The 19,150-nt window shown below is 40.5% G+C and carries 13 protein-coding genes and 2 pseudogenes; 7 read left to right on the forward strand and 8 right to left on the reverse strand.

Going from position 1 to position 19,150, the window contains the following annotated elements:
* Window positions 1-361: pseudogene (locus QOW94_RS07370) on the reverse strand (transposase family protein); the annotation flags it as partial.
* A 420-nt stretch (window positions 362-781) separates the two neighbouring features.
* On the opposite strand from QOW94_RS07370, the gene serC reads away from it, so the two are divergent.
* On the forward strand, window positions 782-1,861 hold the full coding sequence (gene serC / locus QOW94_RS07375; RefSeq protein ID WP_283679713.1) for a 3-phosphoserine/phosphohydroxythreonine transaminase: 1,080 nt from the start codon (window positions 782-784) through the stop codon (window positions 1,859-1,861).
* A gap of 12 nt (window positions 1,862-1,873) precedes the next feature.
* Window positions 1,874-3,052, forward strand: coding sequence for a 3-phosphoglycerate dehydrogenase family protein (locus QOW94_RS07380; RefSeq protein WP_283679714.1), 1,179 nt, complete (start codon window positions 1,874-1,876; stop codon window positions 3,050-3,052).
* A 55-nt stretch (window positions 3,053-3,107) separates the two neighbouring features.
* On the opposite strand, the gene QOW94_RS07385 is transcribed toward QOW94_RS07380, so the two are convergent.
* The 3 genes from QOW94_RS07385 to QOW94_RS07395 form a co-directional block, all read right to left on the reverse strand.
* A complete protein-coding gene (locus QOW94_RS07385) occupies window positions 3,108-3,701 on the reverse strand; it encodes an NADPH-dependent FMN reductase (RefSeq protein WP_283679715.1) in 594 nt (197 codons plus the stop codon).
* A gap of 149 nt (window positions 3,702-3,850) precedes the next feature.
* On the reverse strand, window positions 3,851-5,122 hold the full coding sequence (gene pyrC / locus QOW94_RS07390) for a dihydroorotase (protein ID WP_283679716.1): 1,272 nt from the start codon (window positions 5,120-5,122) through the stop codon (window positions 3,851-3,853).
* Between the two features lie 5 nt (window positions 5,123-5,127).
* Window positions 5,128-6,072: an aspartate carbamoyltransferase catalytic subunit gene (locus QOW94_RS07395; protein ID WP_502867257.1), complete on the reverse strand. Its 945-nt coding sequence runs from the start codon at window positions 6,070-6,072 to the stop codon at window positions 5,128-5,130.
* A 519-nt stretch (window positions 6,073-6,591) separates the two neighbouring features.
* On the opposite strand from QOW94_RS07395, the gene QOW94_RS07400 reads away from it, so the two are divergent.
* Entirely contained in the window at window positions 6,592-7,650 is a 1,059-nt protein-coding gene (locus QOW94_RS07400) for a carbamoyl phosphate synthase small subunit (protein WP_283679717.1), read from the forward strand.
* On the forward strand, window positions 7,643-10,711 hold the full coding sequence (gene carB / locus QOW94_RS07405) for a carbamoyl-phosphate synthase large subunit (protein WP_283679718.1): 3,069 nt from the start codon (window positions 7,643-7,645) through the stop codon (window positions 10,709-10,711). The genes QOW94_RS07400 and carB overlap by 8 nt, the downstream gene beginning before the upstream one ends.
* Window positions 10,712-10,892: 181 nt before the next feature.
* On the opposite strand, the gene QOW94_RS07410 is transcribed toward carB, so the two are convergent.
* Both QOW94_RS07410 and QOW94_RS07415 read right to left on the reverse strand, forming a co-directional pair.
* The gene (locus tag QOW94_RS07410; protein WP_283679719.1) at window positions 10,893-11,510 is read right to left on the reverse strand and encodes a helix-turn-helix domain-containing protein; all 618 of its coding nucleotides are present in this window, start codon (window positions 11,508-11,510) and stop codon (window positions 10,893-10,895) included.
* Between the two features lie 616 nt (window positions 11,511-12,126).
* A complete protein-coding gene (locus tag QOW94_RS07415) occupies window positions 12,127-13,215 on the reverse strand; it encodes a PTS sugar transporter subunit IIC (RefSeq protein ID WP_283679720.1) in 1,089 nt (362 codons plus the stop codon).
* A 212-nt stretch (window positions 13,216-13,427) separates the two neighbouring features.
* On the opposite strand from QOW94_RS07415, the gene QOW94_RS07420 reads away from it, so the two are divergent.
* Together QOW94_RS07420 and QOW94_RS07425 are read left to right on the forward strand one after the other, a co-directional pair.
* Window positions 13,428-14,300 (forward strand): DegV family protein, encoded by an 873-nt coding sequence (locus QOW94_RS07420; protein ID WP_283679721.1) that lies wholly within the window; start codon window positions 13,428-13,430, stop codon window positions 14,298-14,300.
* A gap of 38 nt (window positions 14,301-14,338) precedes the next feature.
* Window positions 14,339-16,180 (forward strand): hypothetical protein, encoded by a 1,842-nt coding sequence (locus QOW94_RS07425; protein ID WP_283679723.1) that lies wholly within the window; start codon window positions 14,339-14,341, stop codon window positions 16,178-16,180.
* A 136-nt stretch (window positions 16,181-16,316) separates the two neighbouring features.
* Here QOW94_RS07425 and QOW94_RS07430 read toward each other — a convergent pair whose 3' ends face one another.
* Together QOW94_RS07430 and QOW94_RS07435 are read right to left on the reverse strand one after the other, a co-directional pair.
* The gene (locus QOW94_RS07430) at window positions 16,317-16,598 is read right to left on the reverse strand and encodes a hypothetical protein (protein WP_283679724.1); all 282 of its coding nucleotides are present in this window, start codon (window positions 16,596-16,598) and stop codon (window positions 16,317-16,319) included.
* 220 nt (window positions 16,599-16,818) lie between these two features.
* Entirely contained in the window at window positions 16,819-18,336 is a 1,518-nt protein-coding gene (locus tag QOW94_RS07435) for an MFS transporter (RefSeq protein ID WP_283679725.1), read from the reverse strand.
* Between the two features lie 577 nt (window positions 18,337-18,913).
* On the opposite strand from QOW94_RS07435, the pseudogene QOW94_RS07440 reads away from it, so the two are divergent.
* Window positions 18,914-19,120: pseudogene (locus QOW94_RS07440) on the forward strand (helix-turn-helix transcriptional regulator); the annotation flags it as partial.
* Window positions 19,121-19,150: the final 30 nt, after the last annotated feature.

Genomic DNA, 19,150 nt, shown 5'->3' on the forward strand with positions numbered 1-19,150 from the left:
CGGTCAGCTTTTCTAAACAAAGTTTTCGAGTAGCGTATGAAATAGTGCAGTTTTTTGGGACGATACTGGTTTGTGCTAAGAAGTAATGTGGTTTGTTAGCATCTTCTTTACAACAGAAATAACGGCGTTTCAAAATTAAAATCACTGTGTTACCAATAGCTCTTGGATACCTGATGGTCGTCGTCCGCCAACCATATTTTGTTATTTGGCCTTCATTAATAATTCCACAGTGTTCACATGCCTTAGGAACATAATCAAGCGTAGCTTGGATTCTAGTAATACCATCATCGCCAACCGAACTATCAATCAAAGTTATATTTTCATCTTTAATACTTAGTAAATCTTTGCTAATATTATCCATGCGGAGTCCTTTCTTTGAACGCTTTTAGTCGGGTGATTTTAAACGGAAGGTCTCCGTTTTTGTGTACCTTTAGAATATACAAAAAAATCTGCTATCAGTGATAGAAAAATCTATCACCAACAACAGATATTGTAGAACCTTTTATTTTAAAATAATTAGTTATTTTCATTGCTTTATAATCTAATATTTGTTAAATTTTATGTATAGACGAAATAAGTGGAGGTCACTATGACGATTCAAATCAATCAACTAAATAGCTCATCCTCCTGGTCTGCATTGATTTCTATGTAGGCCTACTTTCGCGTGAATTTACGAAAGGTCTTACATGGAACTATCTCTGTAAGACCGCTAATTGTGCAACTTGGGCTCTTACAGAACTAATTCTGTAGGAGCCTTTTTATATTTTAAGGAGTGGAAAAAATGACGGTTTATAATTTTTCAGCAGGTCCAGCAGTGTTACCCAAACCCGTAATTCAGCAAATTCAGGCAGAACTACCATCTTTAAATGATTCTGGAATGAGTATTCTAGAGATTTCTCACCGCTCCCAAATGTTTGATGAAATCATCGATGAAGCTAAGGATAACTTAACGAAGCTGTTAAACATCCCTGCCGGTTATCAAGTCCTATTTTTTCAAGGCGGCGGAACTGGTCAGTTTGCCGCTGCTCCAATGAATATGGCTGGTGATCAAAGGAAAATCGCCGTATTAGACAGTGGCCATTGGGCTGACAGAGCATATCAAGAAGCTCTAAAAATCGGCTTCAAAGCCGACGTTCTAAAGTCCACTAAGAGCAAAAAGTACACTGAACTCCCTCGGCTAAATCAAGAAAACAACCTCTCAGGCTACGATTACCTTCACGTCACAATGAACAATACCATTGAAGGAACGGCTTACCATAAGAATGCTGGTAATCCAGGAATCCCTGTCGTGGCGGATATGTCATCTAACTTTTTAGCCGAACAGTACCAGGTTTCCGATTATGGCATGATTTTCGCGGGAGCTCAAAAAAACGTTGGCCCGGCGGGAGTTACCATTGTCATCGTTAAGGAATCACTCATCAGTCAAGCTGAGTTTGTCCCAAGCATTCTTGACTACAATCTGATGATCAAAAAGAATTCGATGTTCAATACACCACCAGTATTTTCAATCTACTCCGTTAATTTGGTCCTCAAATGGTTACTGAACGAAATCGGTGGGGTTGCCAACATGGAAAAAATCAATCAGGAAAAAGCCGGAATTTTGTACGAATTCCTTGATAACTCCAAACTATTCAGCAATAACATCAAGGTTTCCGATCGGTCACTCACCAATATTCCGTTCACAACCGGTAATGAGGACTTAGATGCCAAACTAGTTAGTGAAGCCACGGCAGCTGGACTGATGAACCTAAAAGGTCATCGAAGCGTTGGTGGTTTGCGAGCTAGTTTGTACAATGCCATGCCACTCGAAGGGGCTAAGGCGCTCGTTGAATTTCTACATCAATTTGAAACTAACAATTAGGGGGAAATAAATATGTATCAGATTAAAACTTTTAACGCTATTGCCCAAGCAGGACTTGATAAATTTACCGATAAGTACCAAATCAACCAAGACGATAATGCGGATGGTTACCTAATTAGATCAGTTGACCTTCATAAACACGAATTTCCAGCTAATTTAAAGGTAATTGCCAGAGCAGGTGCCGGCTTCAACAACATCCCACTAGACCGTGCTACAGAGTCAGGAATTGCCGTTTTCAACACCGCAGGAAGTAACGCTAACGCCGTTAAAGAGTTGGTAATCGCAATGTTAGTTGCCGCATCTAGAAACCTGTTTGCAGCTGCAGCATACTCCGCCCAAAATAGTGGTGCTGACATTTCGCTCCGGGCAGAAAAGGATAAGACCAAATTCAACGGGGAGGAATTGACTGGCAAAACTCTGGCAGTTATTGGAGTTGGTCACGTTGGTTCTCTTGTTGCGAATGCTGCTAACGCCCTTGGAATGAAGGTTATTGGTTACGATCCATACCTTTCGTCAGATGCCGCATGGAGAATTTCAACTTCTATCAAACGGGCTCAAAGTTTAGATGAAGCCCTTGAAAACGCTGATTTCGTGACAGTCCACGTTCCAAAAAACGAAGAAACCACTGGTATGATCGGTGATGACCAACTAGCTGTAATGAAAGATGATGCTGTTCTCCTCAACTTTGCTCGTGGTGGCATCGTTAATAATAAAGCAGCAGTTACTGCCTTAGATAATCACCACTTAAAGAATTATATGACCGACTTCGGCGACGACATTTTGCTAAATCGAGATGATGTAGTAATCACTCCCCATATCGGTGGCTCAACGGAAGAAGCTGAAATCAACGGGGCAACTCAGGCAGCATCAAAGATCGTCCAGTACCTAGAAACTGGAAACATTGAAGGTTCAGTTAACTTACCAAACCTAACTGTCCCAATGAACAGTCCATTTAGAATCACGATTATTCATAAAAACATTCCTAACATGGTTGGTCAAATCGCTACTTCACTTGCCAACATGGGAATCAACATCGAAAGTATGTCGAACGCAGCTAAAGAGAAAGTTGCTTACACAGTAATCGATGTTAACCACCTAAATGAGAATCAGGAAGATAAGTTAACAGATAATCTAGCCGGCATTGACTCAGTGTTCAAGGTCCGAGTAATCGGTAGCCCAGAACCAAAATAATACAAAAAGTCCAATTGGAAACTAAATTGGTTTCCGATTGGACTTTTTTATATTTTTATCTATGAAATGGATTATCTTTTAAAACTTTAGTATAGAACTTAATATCGTTAAATGCGTCACCAAACCGCTTCTCAAAGTGAGAACTGTTTTCCGCACTCATCACCAACTCACCGTTATCACTAAAGTTGCGGTCAGCGTTCCAAACTAACACTGGTTCTGGTAGGACCATCATCTTTAACATTTGAAGAATCTCAACAATTGACTCCGCTGCTAACATCCCACCATCACTAAAGTGCGAGTATGAAATCACTTGAACTGGCTTATGGTCAACTTCACCGCCAATATAATCAAGGGCATTTTTAAGGGCTCCGGTAATTGCATGGTCATATTCTGGCGTTAGGATAATGTAGCCATCCTGAGCGGCAATATCATTAAGCCACTTTTTCTCAATCCCTTCCAGATTCTGGATTGGGTTTGAAAGTGGCGTTTCCTCATGGTCGTACAAGGGAAGTGGGTAATCTTTCAACCGTAACCAAGTAAATTCAAACTCATCATTACTTTGAAACCGATTCTTTAAGTAACTAAGAATCTTGTCCCCAAGAGCAGCCGTTCGGGTTGTTCCGAGAATCACACCAATTTTATATGTCATTGTGGACCTCCAAAAGTTTTATTCAGCCTCATTATTACATATTTTTGGAATATTGTTAAATTAAATTTTATGATATTAATTTGAATTTCTATAAACAAAAAACGAAAACCTGGCAGCAAACCAAGTTTTCGTTTCTTCTTTTTATTAACCTATTTTTGATAAACTACGTTGCCGTCAACCATTGTCAGCAATGTATTTCCATACACGTTCTCGCCAACAAATGGACTGTTCTTTCCCTTTGAAGCAAAATCAGCTTTCTTGATCTCTTCACTGTTATCCAAGTCGAATACAGCAATATCAGCGGGACCACCAACTTTTAAAGTTCCAAGATCGCCCATATTAAATACAGAGCTTGGGTTACCAGCTAACCAATTAATTAATTGATCAAGAGAAAAAATCCCGGCTTTTACGTACTTAGTATATAGCATAGCAAACGCCGTTTCACTACCAGTAATTCCAAATGGGGCTTTAGTTACTGATTGGTCCTTCTCAGCAGCCGTGTGAGGAGCATGATCAGTCGCAATCATATCAATCGTTCCATCAAGCAAACCTGCAACTAATGCTTCTTGGTCTGATTTACTTCTCAATGGTGGGTTCATTTTATAGAAGGAATTATCAGTTTGAATGTCATCCTCGGTAAGCAATAAGTGATGAGGAGTAACTTCACACGTCACATTAATTCCCGCTTTTTTAGCCTGTCTAACGGCCTCAACGGTGTGCTTTGAAGAAACGTGACAGATGTGATAGTGCGCCCCAGATTCTTGGGCAAGCACTAAATCACGGGCAACTTGCGCAGTTTCGCTAACCCATGAGATTGGCTTTACATTCAATCTTGCAGCGGCCTCTTCGGCAAGGACACCACCGGCTACTAAACTAATATCTTCAACGTGGGCAACAATCGCCATGTTAACGCGCTTGGCTTCCTTCATAGCGTTAAACATTGTTTCGCTAGTTTGAATTCCACTACCATCATTTGAAAAGGCAAATGCGCCAGCTTGTTTCAAACCATCGAAGTCAACCAACTGATTGCCCTCTCGATTTTCAGTAATTGTGGCATACTGCTTGATACGAACAACACCCTTATTTTCATTTAACTTACTTTGGGCCCTAAACCGGTCAACCGTATCTGGAGTTGGGTCAAGATTAGGCATCGCACACACCGTTGTAAATCCACCACGAGCTGCAGCCTTGCTTCCAGTTTCAATCGTTTCCTTATCTGTAAAGCCCGGTTCACGGTAATGAACATGAACATCAATCAGTCCCGGAGCAACGAACGCCCCTTTTGCATCAATTACCTTTTCAGCTTTATCCTCATCAATTCTACTATCTATAGAAGTAATTTTTTCATTTTCTACTAAAATATCTTTTGAAACTAGTTGGTTACCCTGGAGAATCTTGCCGTTTTTGATAATTGTTTTCACGTTAACTACTCCTCGATTAGGTTTTTGAATCTTAGCATACTTGCGATAATTGCCATCCGAACGAAGACACCGTTCTTCATTTGTTCAAAAATTCTTGAACGGTCACATTCAACTAACTCATCCGCAATTTCAACATCCCGATTAACTGGAGCTGGATGCATGATAATTGCATCGTCCTTCATTTGTCGTTCGCGGTCTTTAGTCAAACCGTATTGTTGGTGATACTTAACGTCTGAGAATGAGCCGTTCTCATCTGCGGCTAACCGTTCATGTTGGACTCGGAGAAACATCATTACATCCATCTCTGGGACTAATTCATCAATTTCCCGCCATTCGCCATATTCAGCAAAGTCATCGGTAAACCATTTCTTTGGGCCGCCAAAGTATACCTTGGCACCTAATTTAGTAAGAACTTCCATGTTTGAACGAGCAACACGTGAGTGGGATAAGTCACCGACAATGGCAACTTTGAGTCCCTTAAAGTTACCAAATTCTTGGTAGATGGTCATCATATCAAGTAGTGATTGGGAAGGATGTTGACCCGAACCATCACCAGCATTAGCAATTGCCATGTGGATATTTGGATCTTCAACTAAATCCTTATAGTACTCGTTCTTGCGGTCACGGATAGCAACCATATCAACCCCAATTGCTTGGAGAGTCTTTAATGTGTCTCCTAAAGTTTCGCCCTTTTTCACTGAGCTAGCGGCAGGGTCAAAGTTAACAACGGTCATTCCCAACTTTCTTTCTGCCATTTCAAAACTAGTGTGAGTTCTCGTACTATTTTCAAAGAACAGGTTGGCAGCGTATGTAGGTCTAACCAGATCCACCTGTTTACCGTTCTTAAAATCATTAGCCTCTCTGATCAAACTCATTACATCGGCAACGCTTAAATCCTCCATGCTTACAACATTTTCCAAACTTAGTAATTGGGTTGTCATATCAATCATGGTCAAAATTCCTCCTAAAAAAGACGCCTTGCCGTGTGTGCAAAGCGCCTTAATACAGAAATCCCGTTGTATTAATATTCGCGTTTTGCCCTCACGGGAGCAAATTAACAATCTAAATAAAAATCAGCCCCGATACCCAGTTTGGGTAAGGAGGCTGACCAGTTTCATCAATGGCTTACTGTTTAGAATCCTTACTAACCTCTCTGGGTTATCGTTAAAGGCTATTTATTTGTCTGTAATTATAAACCCCAATCTCAGCTAATGGCAAGTTATTTTTTTGGGTATTTATCCAATTTCATCACCATCAGTATTTTTTTAGGGGCGGTTATAGGATGAGAATAATAAAAAACAGTTTAATCTGTCACTACATGCGATGAATTTTATTCAATAATTTTGGTATATAACTATTTTTATTCAGTTTTAGTCCAAAATATTGCATATTTACTCTTGACACTTTCCCAAAAAACTTTTATTCTTTAGAAAATTACTTTGCCATGTTATTAACCGGGAGGTTTGGAAATGAAAAAATATTTAACTTTGGAAAATGGAGAAACGTTTGTCGGAACCGCATTCGGTGACTTAGCAGCCGAAATTGACGGCGAAATCGTCTTCACCACCAGCATGACAGGTTACCAGGAGTCAATTACCGATCCTTCCTACCAGGGCCAAATCATTACGTTTACCTATCCACTGATTGGAAACTACGGTATCTCAATGGAAACCAGCCAATCTAAGAACGCTCAAGCCAGTGCCGTAGTCGTTCACGAAGTAAGCGATAAGGTATTTCATTATCAAAGCGTGATTACCCTTGACTCATTCTTAAAGCAAGAGCGAGTACCTGGAATCGCAAACATTGATACTCGGAAACTTACTAAAATTATCAGAAACTTTGGAACCATGAAGGCAAGTCTTACTAATAAGCCTTTGCCAGCTAAGCAAACCGGAAACCCATCGCTGTCAGTTATCGAATCACAACAGATTTCTAATTCAGCCGATAAAAACAGTCACCACGTGGTATTAGTCGACTTTGGGGTTAAGGATAATATCGTATCCCAACTTAAGTATCAGGGAACTAATGTAACGGTTGTTACACCTGATGCAACGTTTGAAGATATCGAAAACCTGAATCCGGATGGCATCCTATTATCTAACGGGCCTGGCGATCCAACAGATTACATGCATTTCCTACCAATTATCAGACAGCTCCAAGAAAAGTACCCAACGTTTGGAATCTGTCTTGGCCATCAATTACTAGCACTTGCTAATGGTGCTAAAACCTACAAGTTACCATTTGGTCACCGGGGAATTAATCACCCCGTCAAGAATCTCCTTACTGGTGAAATCTACATTACTTCTCAAAATCATGGTTACGCTGTGGACATTGATTCACTCGCTGATACTCCACTCGAACTAACAGCAGTAGAAGTTAACGACAAGACCTGTGAAGGATTACGCTACCCAGGTAAGCCAATCTTCTCAGTCCAATACCATCCCGAAGCAGCCCCTGGACCACATGAGGCTCGCAAACTATTTAGCCAATTCATTGAAATGATTGAAGGAGGAGTAAAGAATGCCTAAACGTAAAGACATTAACAAAATCGTCATCATTGGTTCTGGCCCAATCGTTATTGGCCAAGCTGCCGAGTTTGATTACTCAGGAAGCCAAGCGTGCCTGAGCCTTCGTGAAGAAGGTTATGAAGTGGTTCTTGTTAACTCAAACCCCGCTACTATCATGACTGACGATGAAATTGCGGATAAGGTATACCTTGATCCCCTCACCGTTCCTAGCCTAAAGAAAATTCTCAAAGATGAAAAACCAGATGCAATCCTACCAACCCTTGGTGGTCAGACTGGTTTGAACCTTGCCGTTGAATTGAGCAAGGATGGAATTCTTGATGAACTAGATATCGAACTTCTCGGAACTAGTTTACACACTATCAACCAAGCCGAAGACCGGGAAGAGTTCAAATCATTGATGAAAGAACTCGGCGAACCAATCCCCGCATCTAAAACTGTCTTTGACCTGCAAACTGGTTTAGACTTTGCGGCTTCAATCGGCTACCCAGTAATCATCAGACCAGCCTACACCCTTGGCGGAACCGGTGGTGGTATCGCCAAAGATGAAGCCGAAATGAAAAAGATTCTTAGTCGCGGTTTGACAATGTCACCAAGCACAGAGTGTTTGATCGAACAAAGTATCGCTGGCTATAAAGAAATTGAATTTGAAGTTATGCGAGACCACAACGGTAACTCAATTATCGTTACGGGAATGGAGAACTTTGATCCAGTCGGAATTCACACCGGTGACTCAATCGTGTTTGCCCCAACGCAAACCTTGACCGATAAAGAATACCAACGCCTGCGTGACGCATCTCTTGAAATCGTCAACGCCCTTAAAATCGAAGGTGGCTGTAACGTCCAACTCGCCCAAGATCCAGACAGCGAAGCATACTACGTCATCGAAGTTAACCCGCGGGTTAGTCGGTCATCTGCCCTTGCATCAAAGGCAACTGGTTACCCAATCGCAAAGATTGCGGCTAAAATCGCCGTTGGTTTGAATCTTGATGAAATTATCAACCCAATCACCAAGACAACCTACGCAATGTTTGAACCAGCTTTAGACTACGTGGTTGCCAAGATTCCTCGTTTCCCATTCGATAAGTTTACCCACGCCGACAATACTCTCGGAACCCAAATGAAGGCTACTGGTGAGGTAATGGCTATTGGAACAACGATTGAGGAATCACTCCTTAAGGCTGTTTCTTCACTCGAGTTAAATGACAAACTGCAAACTGAACTAATTTCAGAACAGGATGCAAGCCACTCAGTTGACACCCTGTTAGAAGACATCAAGACCCCAACCGACGTTCGAATCTTCCAATTATTCACTGCAATTGGTAAGGGAATCTCATTGGACACTATCTACGATGCCACCAAAATTGACAAGTTTTTCTTGTCCAAGCTTGAAAACATTATCAATCTACAACGCAAACTTGCATCTACCCAGTTAACAGCTGATTTATTGCAACAAGCCCGTAAATTCGGATTTACCAACAACATAATCATGGCTGTCAACTCAATTTCAGAATCAGAAATTGCTAAGTTAGAAACGCAAACTGACCAAAAACTGGTTTACAAAATGGTTGATACTTGTGCTGCCGAATTTGAAAGTTCAACCCCATACTTCTACAGTACAGTGGGAACTGAAAACGAAAGTGAACCACTTGGTAACAGTGTTCTAGTTATCGGTGCCGGTCCAATCAGAATCGGTCAAGGTGTCGAATTTGACTACGCAACCGTTCACTGTGTACAAGCTATTCAGGCTGCTGGCTACAACGCCATTATCATCAACAATAACCCCGAGACAGTTTCAACTGACTTCTCAATCTCTGACAAGCTATACTTTGAACCACTTACGATTGACAGCGTTATGAACGTTATTAATCTTGAAAAACCAATCGGAGTTATCGTTGAGTTTGGTGGTCAAACCGCAATCAACTTGACTGAAGATCTCACCAAGCATGGCGTTAAGATTCTCGGTACTTCGATGGACGGAATTGAACAAACTGAAAACCGTCACGACTTTGAATCATTGCTGATCAAGCACGATATTGCCCATCCACAAGGCGCTACAGCTATGAACGCCGAAGAAGCTAAGGAAATTGCAAATAACCTCGGTTACCCAGTTCTTGTTCGCCCTAGTTTCGTTTTAGGTGGTCGGGGAATGGCCGTTGTTGAAAAGAAAATTGACCTCCAACTTTACATCGAGCCAGCCTTGAAGGCTAGCCCTGGTCAACCAATCTTAATTGACAAGTACGTTCGCGGAATTGAATGTGAAGTCGACATTTTAAGTGATGGTAAGGATGTCTTCATCCCTGGTATCATGGAGCATTTGGAAGGCTCTGGTGTCCATTCAGGAGATTCTATCGCTATGTACCCACCACAGCACCTAACTGCCGACCAGAAAGAAAAGATCGTCAACATTGCTACTATGATTGGTAAGGAAGTTCATGCCATCGGAATGATGAACATTCAGTTTATCGTTGCTGACGACGTTTACGTTATCGAAGTTAACCCACGAGCATCACGGACCGTACCTTTCATGAGTAAGATCACTAAACTTCACTTAGCTCAATTGGCTACTCAACTGATTCTTGGTAAATCATTAGCTGAAGTTGGCTTGGAAGTTGGTTTGCACTCAGAACCAGATAATGTGTACGTCAAAGCCCCTGTGTTCTCGTTTGCTAAACTCCCTGATGCTCCAACTGCATTGAGTCCAGAAATGAAATCAACCGGTGAAGATATCGGTGAAGGGGCAACCCTCCAAGAGGCCCTTCATAACGCTCTCTTTGACTCATATCACTACGTCACTAATTCCACCGCTAAGAACGTTATCCTGTCTGATACGGACAGCCACGACCAAGCGCTTGGTAAGGAACTACAAGATGATGGTTTCACCATTATCAACTATGCAAAGGGAATGGATTGGCCTGAAGATGTTGCATTCGTTGTGGCAACTGACGACCAAAAAACAATTGACCGAAGCTTAGTTCTCGAAACCCTTAATCACCAAATCCCACTGTTTACAGCCAAGGATACGGTATTGAGCGTTGGAAAAGAACGCGTAACGGTTGGGTAATAATTGGCCAACCAAATCATTTAATAGACTCAGACATACCTTAATACCTCTAAAAAACGGTATTAAGTTGAAGCACCCCATAAAAGTTAGATATAAATCTAACATTTATGGGGTGCATTATTTAAACGCCATATTTTTTATCTAAAATGGGACAATATCCATCAACTACACATCATTTACTTTATCTCTCAGCTTTTTTTCTATATTTGACCGCTACTTTCAACATGATCAAAGCAGCAGCGGTTCCCGTAAAATATCCAGACAATCGATCAACACCAAAAACAAAGTAAGAACCGATCGAAATTAACACAGTTGCCAAAATCAAATACCACAGCCATTTACCAGATAAAAAGGCTATTAGTTTCGGAAACCGATCTCTTCCAGTTAATTCTAATTCAAAATCATTAAACCTATTTAAAGGATATAACGTGAATAGTAGCACAGTTAACATAACTAACATTGCTACGCCACGCACCTTAATAATATCAAAAACATTCAGCGTCATTATTAATACTAATAATAAGTCCAACGCAATTAATGCCCGACCAATCGGCTTGATCCTTTTCAAGACCATCTGCTTTTCCAAGTATTCTTTCATACCAGTATCCTCCTTAAGAAGGACATCTAGTGAAATTTGATATTTATTACTTAGTTCAATCAGACTATTAATATCGGGGTAACTCTTCTCATTCTCCCAACTTGAAATCGTCTGTCGAGACACGTTAAGCTCATCGGCAACTTCCTGTTGCGTCAACCCCTTATTAATTCGGCCTTGCTTAATTCTGTTACCAAATTCCACGTTTATCCCTTCTTTCATTTTAAGAATACTGGCATTTTACAGCCATTACTAGCAAAGAATCTTTGCATTCAGTGATATCAGCGGATTCGTAAAAAATATTGATTTCAAAGTGTTCGCCTTCACCTAACAAACCCAAATTTCCGGAAACCTTAATGCCGAAACGGGTGAATTGCAGCTGTTAAATCATGATGGGTTTTGAATAAAATGTAATGTGGAGTTGATTGACCGACATAAAAATACTTGATACGATTTATGATAATAAGCACAGTATCTTCAGGAGGACACCTTGTTCGATTTTATCTCTGATATTATCATGTCTCTTTTCGCAGATTCACTCACATCATTTTGGAAGGATAGTAGCAAACCAAAGTGGATCAGATTCATCACCTTATTACCATCCTATATTATGCTTTTGGTATTTTTCTGGTTATTAACCACGGCATTCCCAGCGAGAAACTGGTTACTAATCATAATCTCAATTGGGTTTGCGATTCTGTTTTTGTGGATTGCGATTAAGTTTACAAAAATAATCTTTAATGACAAAAAAGGCAATCAGAAACCCTGATTGCCTCTTTTACTATGTGTTTTTAAAATTTCTTACTATGTCAAATTAAATCTAAACGATTTCCAAATGCAACTGTTGGTTTGTAACCCAGTGAAGTGCCAACAACAACCTATATACAACGATTGAGATGATAGCTGGAACTACGATACCCATTACGATATACGCAACCAGCATATTCAAATCAGTTGAAGCCAATGTAATTGGGGCAATTAATGAGTTCAATCCAAGCCCACCAAGCGTGTAACTAACCTTGAAGTTAAAGAATAGGGTGGCGATTGGGGCTGCAATTGCAGCAGCAGTGAAGGTTGGAATAGCTAACCGTGGATTGGCCAACAAGTTAGGGAATTGAACCTTAGGAGTAATGATTCCTTGAGCAATGTTTGCACCAAGATCATTTTGTCTCCATGAAATGATTGTAAATCCAACAAACTGAGCAGTAGTTCCAATCAATGCAGCACCTGATGATAATGGATCAAGCATAATCGCAACCGCAAGAGCCGCCGATGATGCGGGCGTCATTAGGAATAATGACCATGCAAGTGAGATTACAACTGAACCAATCAATGGATTAACTTGCATTGATTGGGCAATGAAAGCACTCAACCAGTTCAAAGCTGGAGTGGTAACACTAGCTAACCCTAATCCAACGATTGAACCCACAAGAGTAGCTGCCAAAGGTACTAACATCATATCAAGTGGTGTTTTACCCGTAAGGTACTTACCAACCAAAGCAGCAACTAATCCAGCAGCAACCGCACTGATTGGTTGTCCTGTGGTGAAAATTCCAGACGAAGCGGCCTCAGCCATTTGGTTTCCGGTTGCAGTATTTGCGTGGACAGCTGATTGAGTGAAGTAAACCGCGTTTGCACCCACTGTTGCGGAAATCATTGATGAGAATAATACCAAAGTATTTGTTTTCAACTGTGATGCGACGGCTGCTCCGAAAGCTGGCGCCAATAACCATTGAGCGATTGCACCCACTTGATGTAATTGAGGCCAATGCACGAAATTAGCAATAGCTTGAGTTAACAAACCAATTCCTAACATGACTAACACGGCGTTTGACACCCCTGCAGATACTAAATAGACATATTCCTTAACTGTGTGTTTTTCTTCTGGTTCACTAACAGCATTACTCATACGCATTACCTCGATTCGAATAAAATTAAAATAGCATTAAAATTATGAGATTGTTGCAATTAAACCATCATAATAATCGAATGTCAATATAAAAATGAAAATTTTTCCAAAAAAATGTCGCGCTTTTCATAATCTTTTCATAAGAAATCGTCAACGACCTGTTCCTTAATGTGTTATACTTTCCTTGATATTATGCGAAGAAGGACGGTTTTATGGAAAAAATTGCAATTGTCACCGATAGCACAGCCGGCCTAACTGATCAACAGGTGACCGAAATGGATAACGTTTACGTAGTCCCAATTTCCGTTACCATTAACGGCCACAGCTATCAGGAAGGCATTGACATCACCAACGAGGATTTTTACAGTCAACTATCCCACCTAAGCAAATTGCCAACAACGGCCCCACCAACTCCACAGCAAATGATTCTAAAGTACGACGAATTGGTTGCCAAGGGCTACACCAAAATCATCAGTATCCATTTAACCGCAGGAATTACCGGTTTTGTGAACAATCTGAAGATGGCCACTGATAATTATGATAAAGCTGAAGTGACTGTCTATGATTCTTACATTACAGTCGAACCAATGGGCTATTTAGTTAGATATGCATCCCTTCTTGCTAACCAAGGCAAATCAGTCGCAACTATCACTGATAAGGTTTCCGAAATCAGATCATCCTTTGACGAATACTTTGTTGTCGATGATTTGAAAAATTTGGTCCATGGTGGCCGACTTACAAATGCTGCTGCGTTTGCAGGCGGGATTCTTAAGATCAAACCGGTTTTGTCACTAAACGAAAACCATCAGATTGTGGCTGTAGATAAGATTCGGACCATGAAAAAGGCAAAGAAAGATATCGAGTCTAAATTTGCAGCTGCTTATCAAGCATCCGAGTTTCCGTTACATGTTATGGTTACTGGTACCAACAATCTAGCTGCCGTTGAGGAATGGCAATCAGATTTAGCTAATAAATATCCAAATGCGAGTTACCAGATTGGTCAAATTGGCCCGGTTGTCGGAACTCATTTGGGCTCTAATGCATTCGTCCTGTTTTGGGGAAAGCAGGTTTCACAGCTTAACTAACTATTGTATTCAATTTATTCAATCAAAGGAGTTTATAAATGCTACTATATTTTGCTCTAATTGCGCTCGTTAAATTATCTGGGTTACTAATTCCATACTTATGGTTCTTATTTATTTCTGACCGCAAGGGTCGAGCCATCAGCACCGCAATCGTTGTCCTTCTGTTCATCGTTAGCTATATCAATACCTACTTCAACCTACCTGACCTTGCTTACCCATCACTGATCGACGGGTGGCTGTTCTGGTTCATTGGTGGAATGATTGCGGTTTGGGCTCTCAAACGACTACTCTATACAACCACCGTTAAAGAGAGTAGCTCCAAACGAACTGGGGTTTTAGGGCAGTTATTTAACCAACTTACTGATACCATTGGGATCACCGGTAAAGTGGCTGCAGTCGCTGTTATTGCGGTGGTTATCATGTTCCTTCTTTCAGGAGTCACCGGCCTAATTACCCAATTGAACCCACTACCATCAGTGAATTCAATCAAAACTGACCTTAACAATGATACTAAGTCAGCCCCAATGCCAGTTATCAAGGGAGGCGATGAGAGTCCAGTTGTTAACGCCCCTCAAACCGTTTCAACTGATATGAACAACTCATTAAACAGTTTCAAAAACTCAAACGTGTATGATCTCAACCACATGCGGGTTCAAATGTACAAGAACAAGATGGTTTATGTGGCTCCCGTTGAATTTTCGGGTGGTTTTTGGCGGTACATCCACTACCAAAAGGTTCCCGGTTACTTTATGACTAACGCAACCGACAAGAATGCAGATCCTAAGTTCATTAGCAAACCAATGAAGTACACGCCTAGTGCGTATTTCAATAATGATGCTGATAGGCGGATCAGCGCTCACACCCTTGGTTACTCAATGGTCGGCAATACTTCTCAGCTTGAAGTCGACGATAAGGGAACTCCATACTACGTTAGAACGCTTGTCAAACCAATCTCTTACTTTAACCGGAACTATGACTACCGCAACTATAAGGTTGCCGTTTTGAACACAATTACGGGTAAGGTTTCCGTTTATTCACCAACCAAGGTACCAAAGTTCGTGGATATCTCAGTTTCACCAGACTTCGTAGCTAAGGAAGTTTCTGCGTTCGGTAAGTACCGTCACGGATTCTGGAACGCCACAAGTTTTGGTGGTCATAGCGATGTTATGAAACCGACTGAAGCTGGAACTGAAGGTGGCGACACCCTCACCCCATATGCCTATAAAGGACGGGTTTACTACTTCACTGGAATGACCAGTATTAATTCCCACCAGAGTTCAATTCTTGGTTACACCTTCGTTGATGCCAGAACGAACACCCTTCACTATTACAAGGAGCACGGGAACGTTATGACTCCTGAACGGGCAATTTCATACGCCCAACAGGATATCAATCCTCAAAACTACAAGGGAACGTTACCTCTTCTCTACCGGATCAATAATGATCCAACCTGGGTCGTTTCAATGCTTGATCGGGATAATAACTCATTCATGAAGTTTGTTTACTTGAAAGCTGACGGCAACAACCAATCAGGAACCTATGCGGTTGGTGATGATGCCAAGGCAACCCTTGCACTCTTCAACCAGAGAGTAAATGGCAAGGCACCGGAAACCATCAATACCAAGTCTGAAAAATCGGTTAAGGGTGAAGTATACAGAGTGGTTCGGACTAGCGAAAACCAAATTCTGTTCATTCTAAAAAATGATCCTCAAGTTTACAAGATTGATACTAAGAGTGATGACTTCAAACCAATGTTCTCATTTATAAACGAGGGTGATAAAGTCAGCTTTAAGGCTAACCCAATCACGGAAAACACATTGGCAACATCATCAGTAGAATTAAAGACCTTTAAGGATTCATCGTTAAGCGAAGCAAAATAAGGATAGATAATATAACTATTCATCAAAAAAAGCCGTAACAACTTCATTTTCTTGAAATTGTCGCGGCTTTTTTACTTTATTCAAATGGATAGCATAATGTTAAGTTCGCTATTGTTTTAAAACTATCATCGCTAGCTTAAGCTATGAATTCACTAAGGACGAAGAAAGCAACTAACAATAAAACTAGCTGGACTAAGGCTAAAATTGCTTTAACCTTGGGGTACTCTGGTTTGTCTATAAACCTGGCATTCACTAAGTACTCATTACCAAAAGAGGTTACTAAATTCCAAAGAATAAAAATTAAAACTTCTCGGTAGTGTTGATAACCTGTAATCATACTCATAACCGCTAAACCGGTGAAGATTATCGTTATACTATACCTGTTAATGAACTTATACCTATTGATAACTTTGTCCATTTTCACCACTCCTAACAAGGTTTAATACCAATTTTGAATTAGAGGTGTCATTAGAAAACACCTAAATTACCATAGTTATAACACAATAACATTTATCTGTATAGATTTGCTTAAACTAAGACTAAAAAAACCACAAACCTTTTGATTTGCAGTTTCCATCTTACAGTTAGCTTGTAGCTGAAATTAAGGATACATTTTTTTGCTGTGCCAATCTATTGTTCTAATTTTCAAACTGTGAAACTTTATTCCTAATCGATTCCCCTGCTTGCTTTTTCATCTTAATTTTTTCAAGTTGTTGAGCGTAGATATTGATTCCCAGCGCGATTACCATTAGTGCTAGTGCAACTAGCATAATGTTATGCAAACCGTTGTGTAAGATTGTTCTCATTTGGGGTAACAAGTTAGCCGGTAGATTACCAGAAGAGGAGGCATCCGACAACTTGTTCATCATCTTCATTGTAATTTTGCCAGCTGAATCAGCAACCCCATTTGCCAAACTATTATTCAAAATAATTCCAAAAATCGATGCCATGAACGTCTGGCTAAGCATCCGAATTAAGAAACTAAACGAAGTTGCCACGGGAACGTCTTCACTCGCAGCGTCCTGCTGAACCTTAACTTGAAGTTCATTAAAACAAACCCCATTACCAAAGCCTTCAAATGCTGCTGCAACTAGAATCACCCAGTAAGGGGCTTGTTTCCCGGCAACGACCATTACCACAAACGAGATAACCAACGTCCAGATACCAATATTGATGACTTTCTGAGGCGTAATAAACCGTCTCATCGAGGCAACCGAACCCGCCCCAATAAAATCCGTGACTGATCCAGGAATTTGCGTAGCTCCACCAATCAATGCTGTCGTCCCCAGTAATCCCTGAGCCCACATTGGACTGTAGATAAGGAAACCAAGAAATGCTCCCCAGATTAAACTAAATAAGAGAAAATCAATAACTAATGGCCGATTCTTAAATAGCCGGTTGGGGATAATCGGATCATCGACTTGAGATTCTACCTTTATCATTGCGACAATCAGTGCCACGGCAATTATTAATACTAGTCCTACCAAAATGATATTAACGGTTCCAATCATCTCAATTCCGGATAGTAGGAAAATCAACCCCAGAGTCATCAGAATCGCGCCCTTATAATCAACCGGGGTGGTCTTTTTAACCAGTTTGCTAGCCTTATAATAAATCTGAACAAATATAACAGAAACTAGCCCAACCGGAACGCTAATATAAAATACCCAGTGCCAGCTAAAAGTGTCGACCAGATAGCCTCCAACTAGCGGGCCAATAATCGTTGCCATACTATAACTAGCAGAGACAAAACCGAGAACCTTCATCCGTTTTCGAGGATTAGGGTAAATTTTTGAATAGATAATGTAAGGAATTGAGACCATTCCCCCATTACCAATCCCCATCAGTGCTCTGGCCGCAATCAAAAAAATCATATTGGGAGCGAATCCAGATAAAAACGAACCAATAACGAACAAAAGGGCCGATAATTGATAACTTCGTTTATTACCGGCGTACTCACCAAACTTACTCCATAATGGTGTACTAATTGCCGTTCCCAATAGAAAGACGGCGACAATCCAACCAATATATTCAATCCCATGGAGATCTGAAATAATGGCGGGAAGAGCTGTGTTAATAATCGTATTATCCAGCCCTCCCATTGCGTTAGACAGCAACAATGCTGCCGTAACGATGACAATCTGTTTCTTTGTCATGGCGTTAACCAAACCTCCTTAAAAAAGCTTACCTAACTATATTACAACAATTATTAATGAATAAAAGACAGTTTATGAAAAAACGGCTAATCCCTTTCACGCCAACATTTCTTATCATTGTATTTTAATCTAAGAACCCTTAAAAATCGCTATGTAAACCGTTGGTTGCTTTTCAGAAAGTCACTTTCGTGATAATTTATAATTAAAATGACATAAGGAGTAAAGGATAGATATGACAGCAAATAACCCCCAAAATTCAATTTTAACTATATTTAGAGTAATGAAAATAGTCGCAGTCCTACTCGTATTATCAACTTTTGTTATCGGAATTCATTTCTCAACTAGGACCCTATTAATCGACTGTATGGTTAATTTTGCGTTCGCTGGCTTCTATTATTCGTTAATTTATGTCCTTTTCCACAAAAAACAGGCTCAACGTTCACAAAACATTCACTAAAAATTTCATAATTGGGCAAGATTTCTTCACTCCTTGGCGGTTTAATAGTATGTAAGCTAAAACAAAGTTACACGGATTAGGTCAAAGGAGTGACTACCTACGAAAAACTTAGCAGAAAAATTAAGATCCGCCAGAATTCACTCAGGCTTTTCACAAGAGCAAGTTGCTCATAAATTATCAATTTCCCGGCAGTCTGTATCACGGTGGGAAAATAACCGGGCAAAGCCAGAGATTGGCAACCTGATTGAGTTGAGCCGCATTTACGGCACTTCAATTGATGACTTGCTGGATAAAAACGGCTGGACATACTTGGAATCAGTTAAATAATAATCGCAAACTGAAAGAGGCTCCTTCTAT

This window comes from Lentilactobacillus sp. Marseille-Q4993, assembly GCF_951230165.1.
Lineage (GTDB): Bacteria > Bacillota > Bacilli > Lactobacillales > Lactobacillaceae > Lentilactobacillus.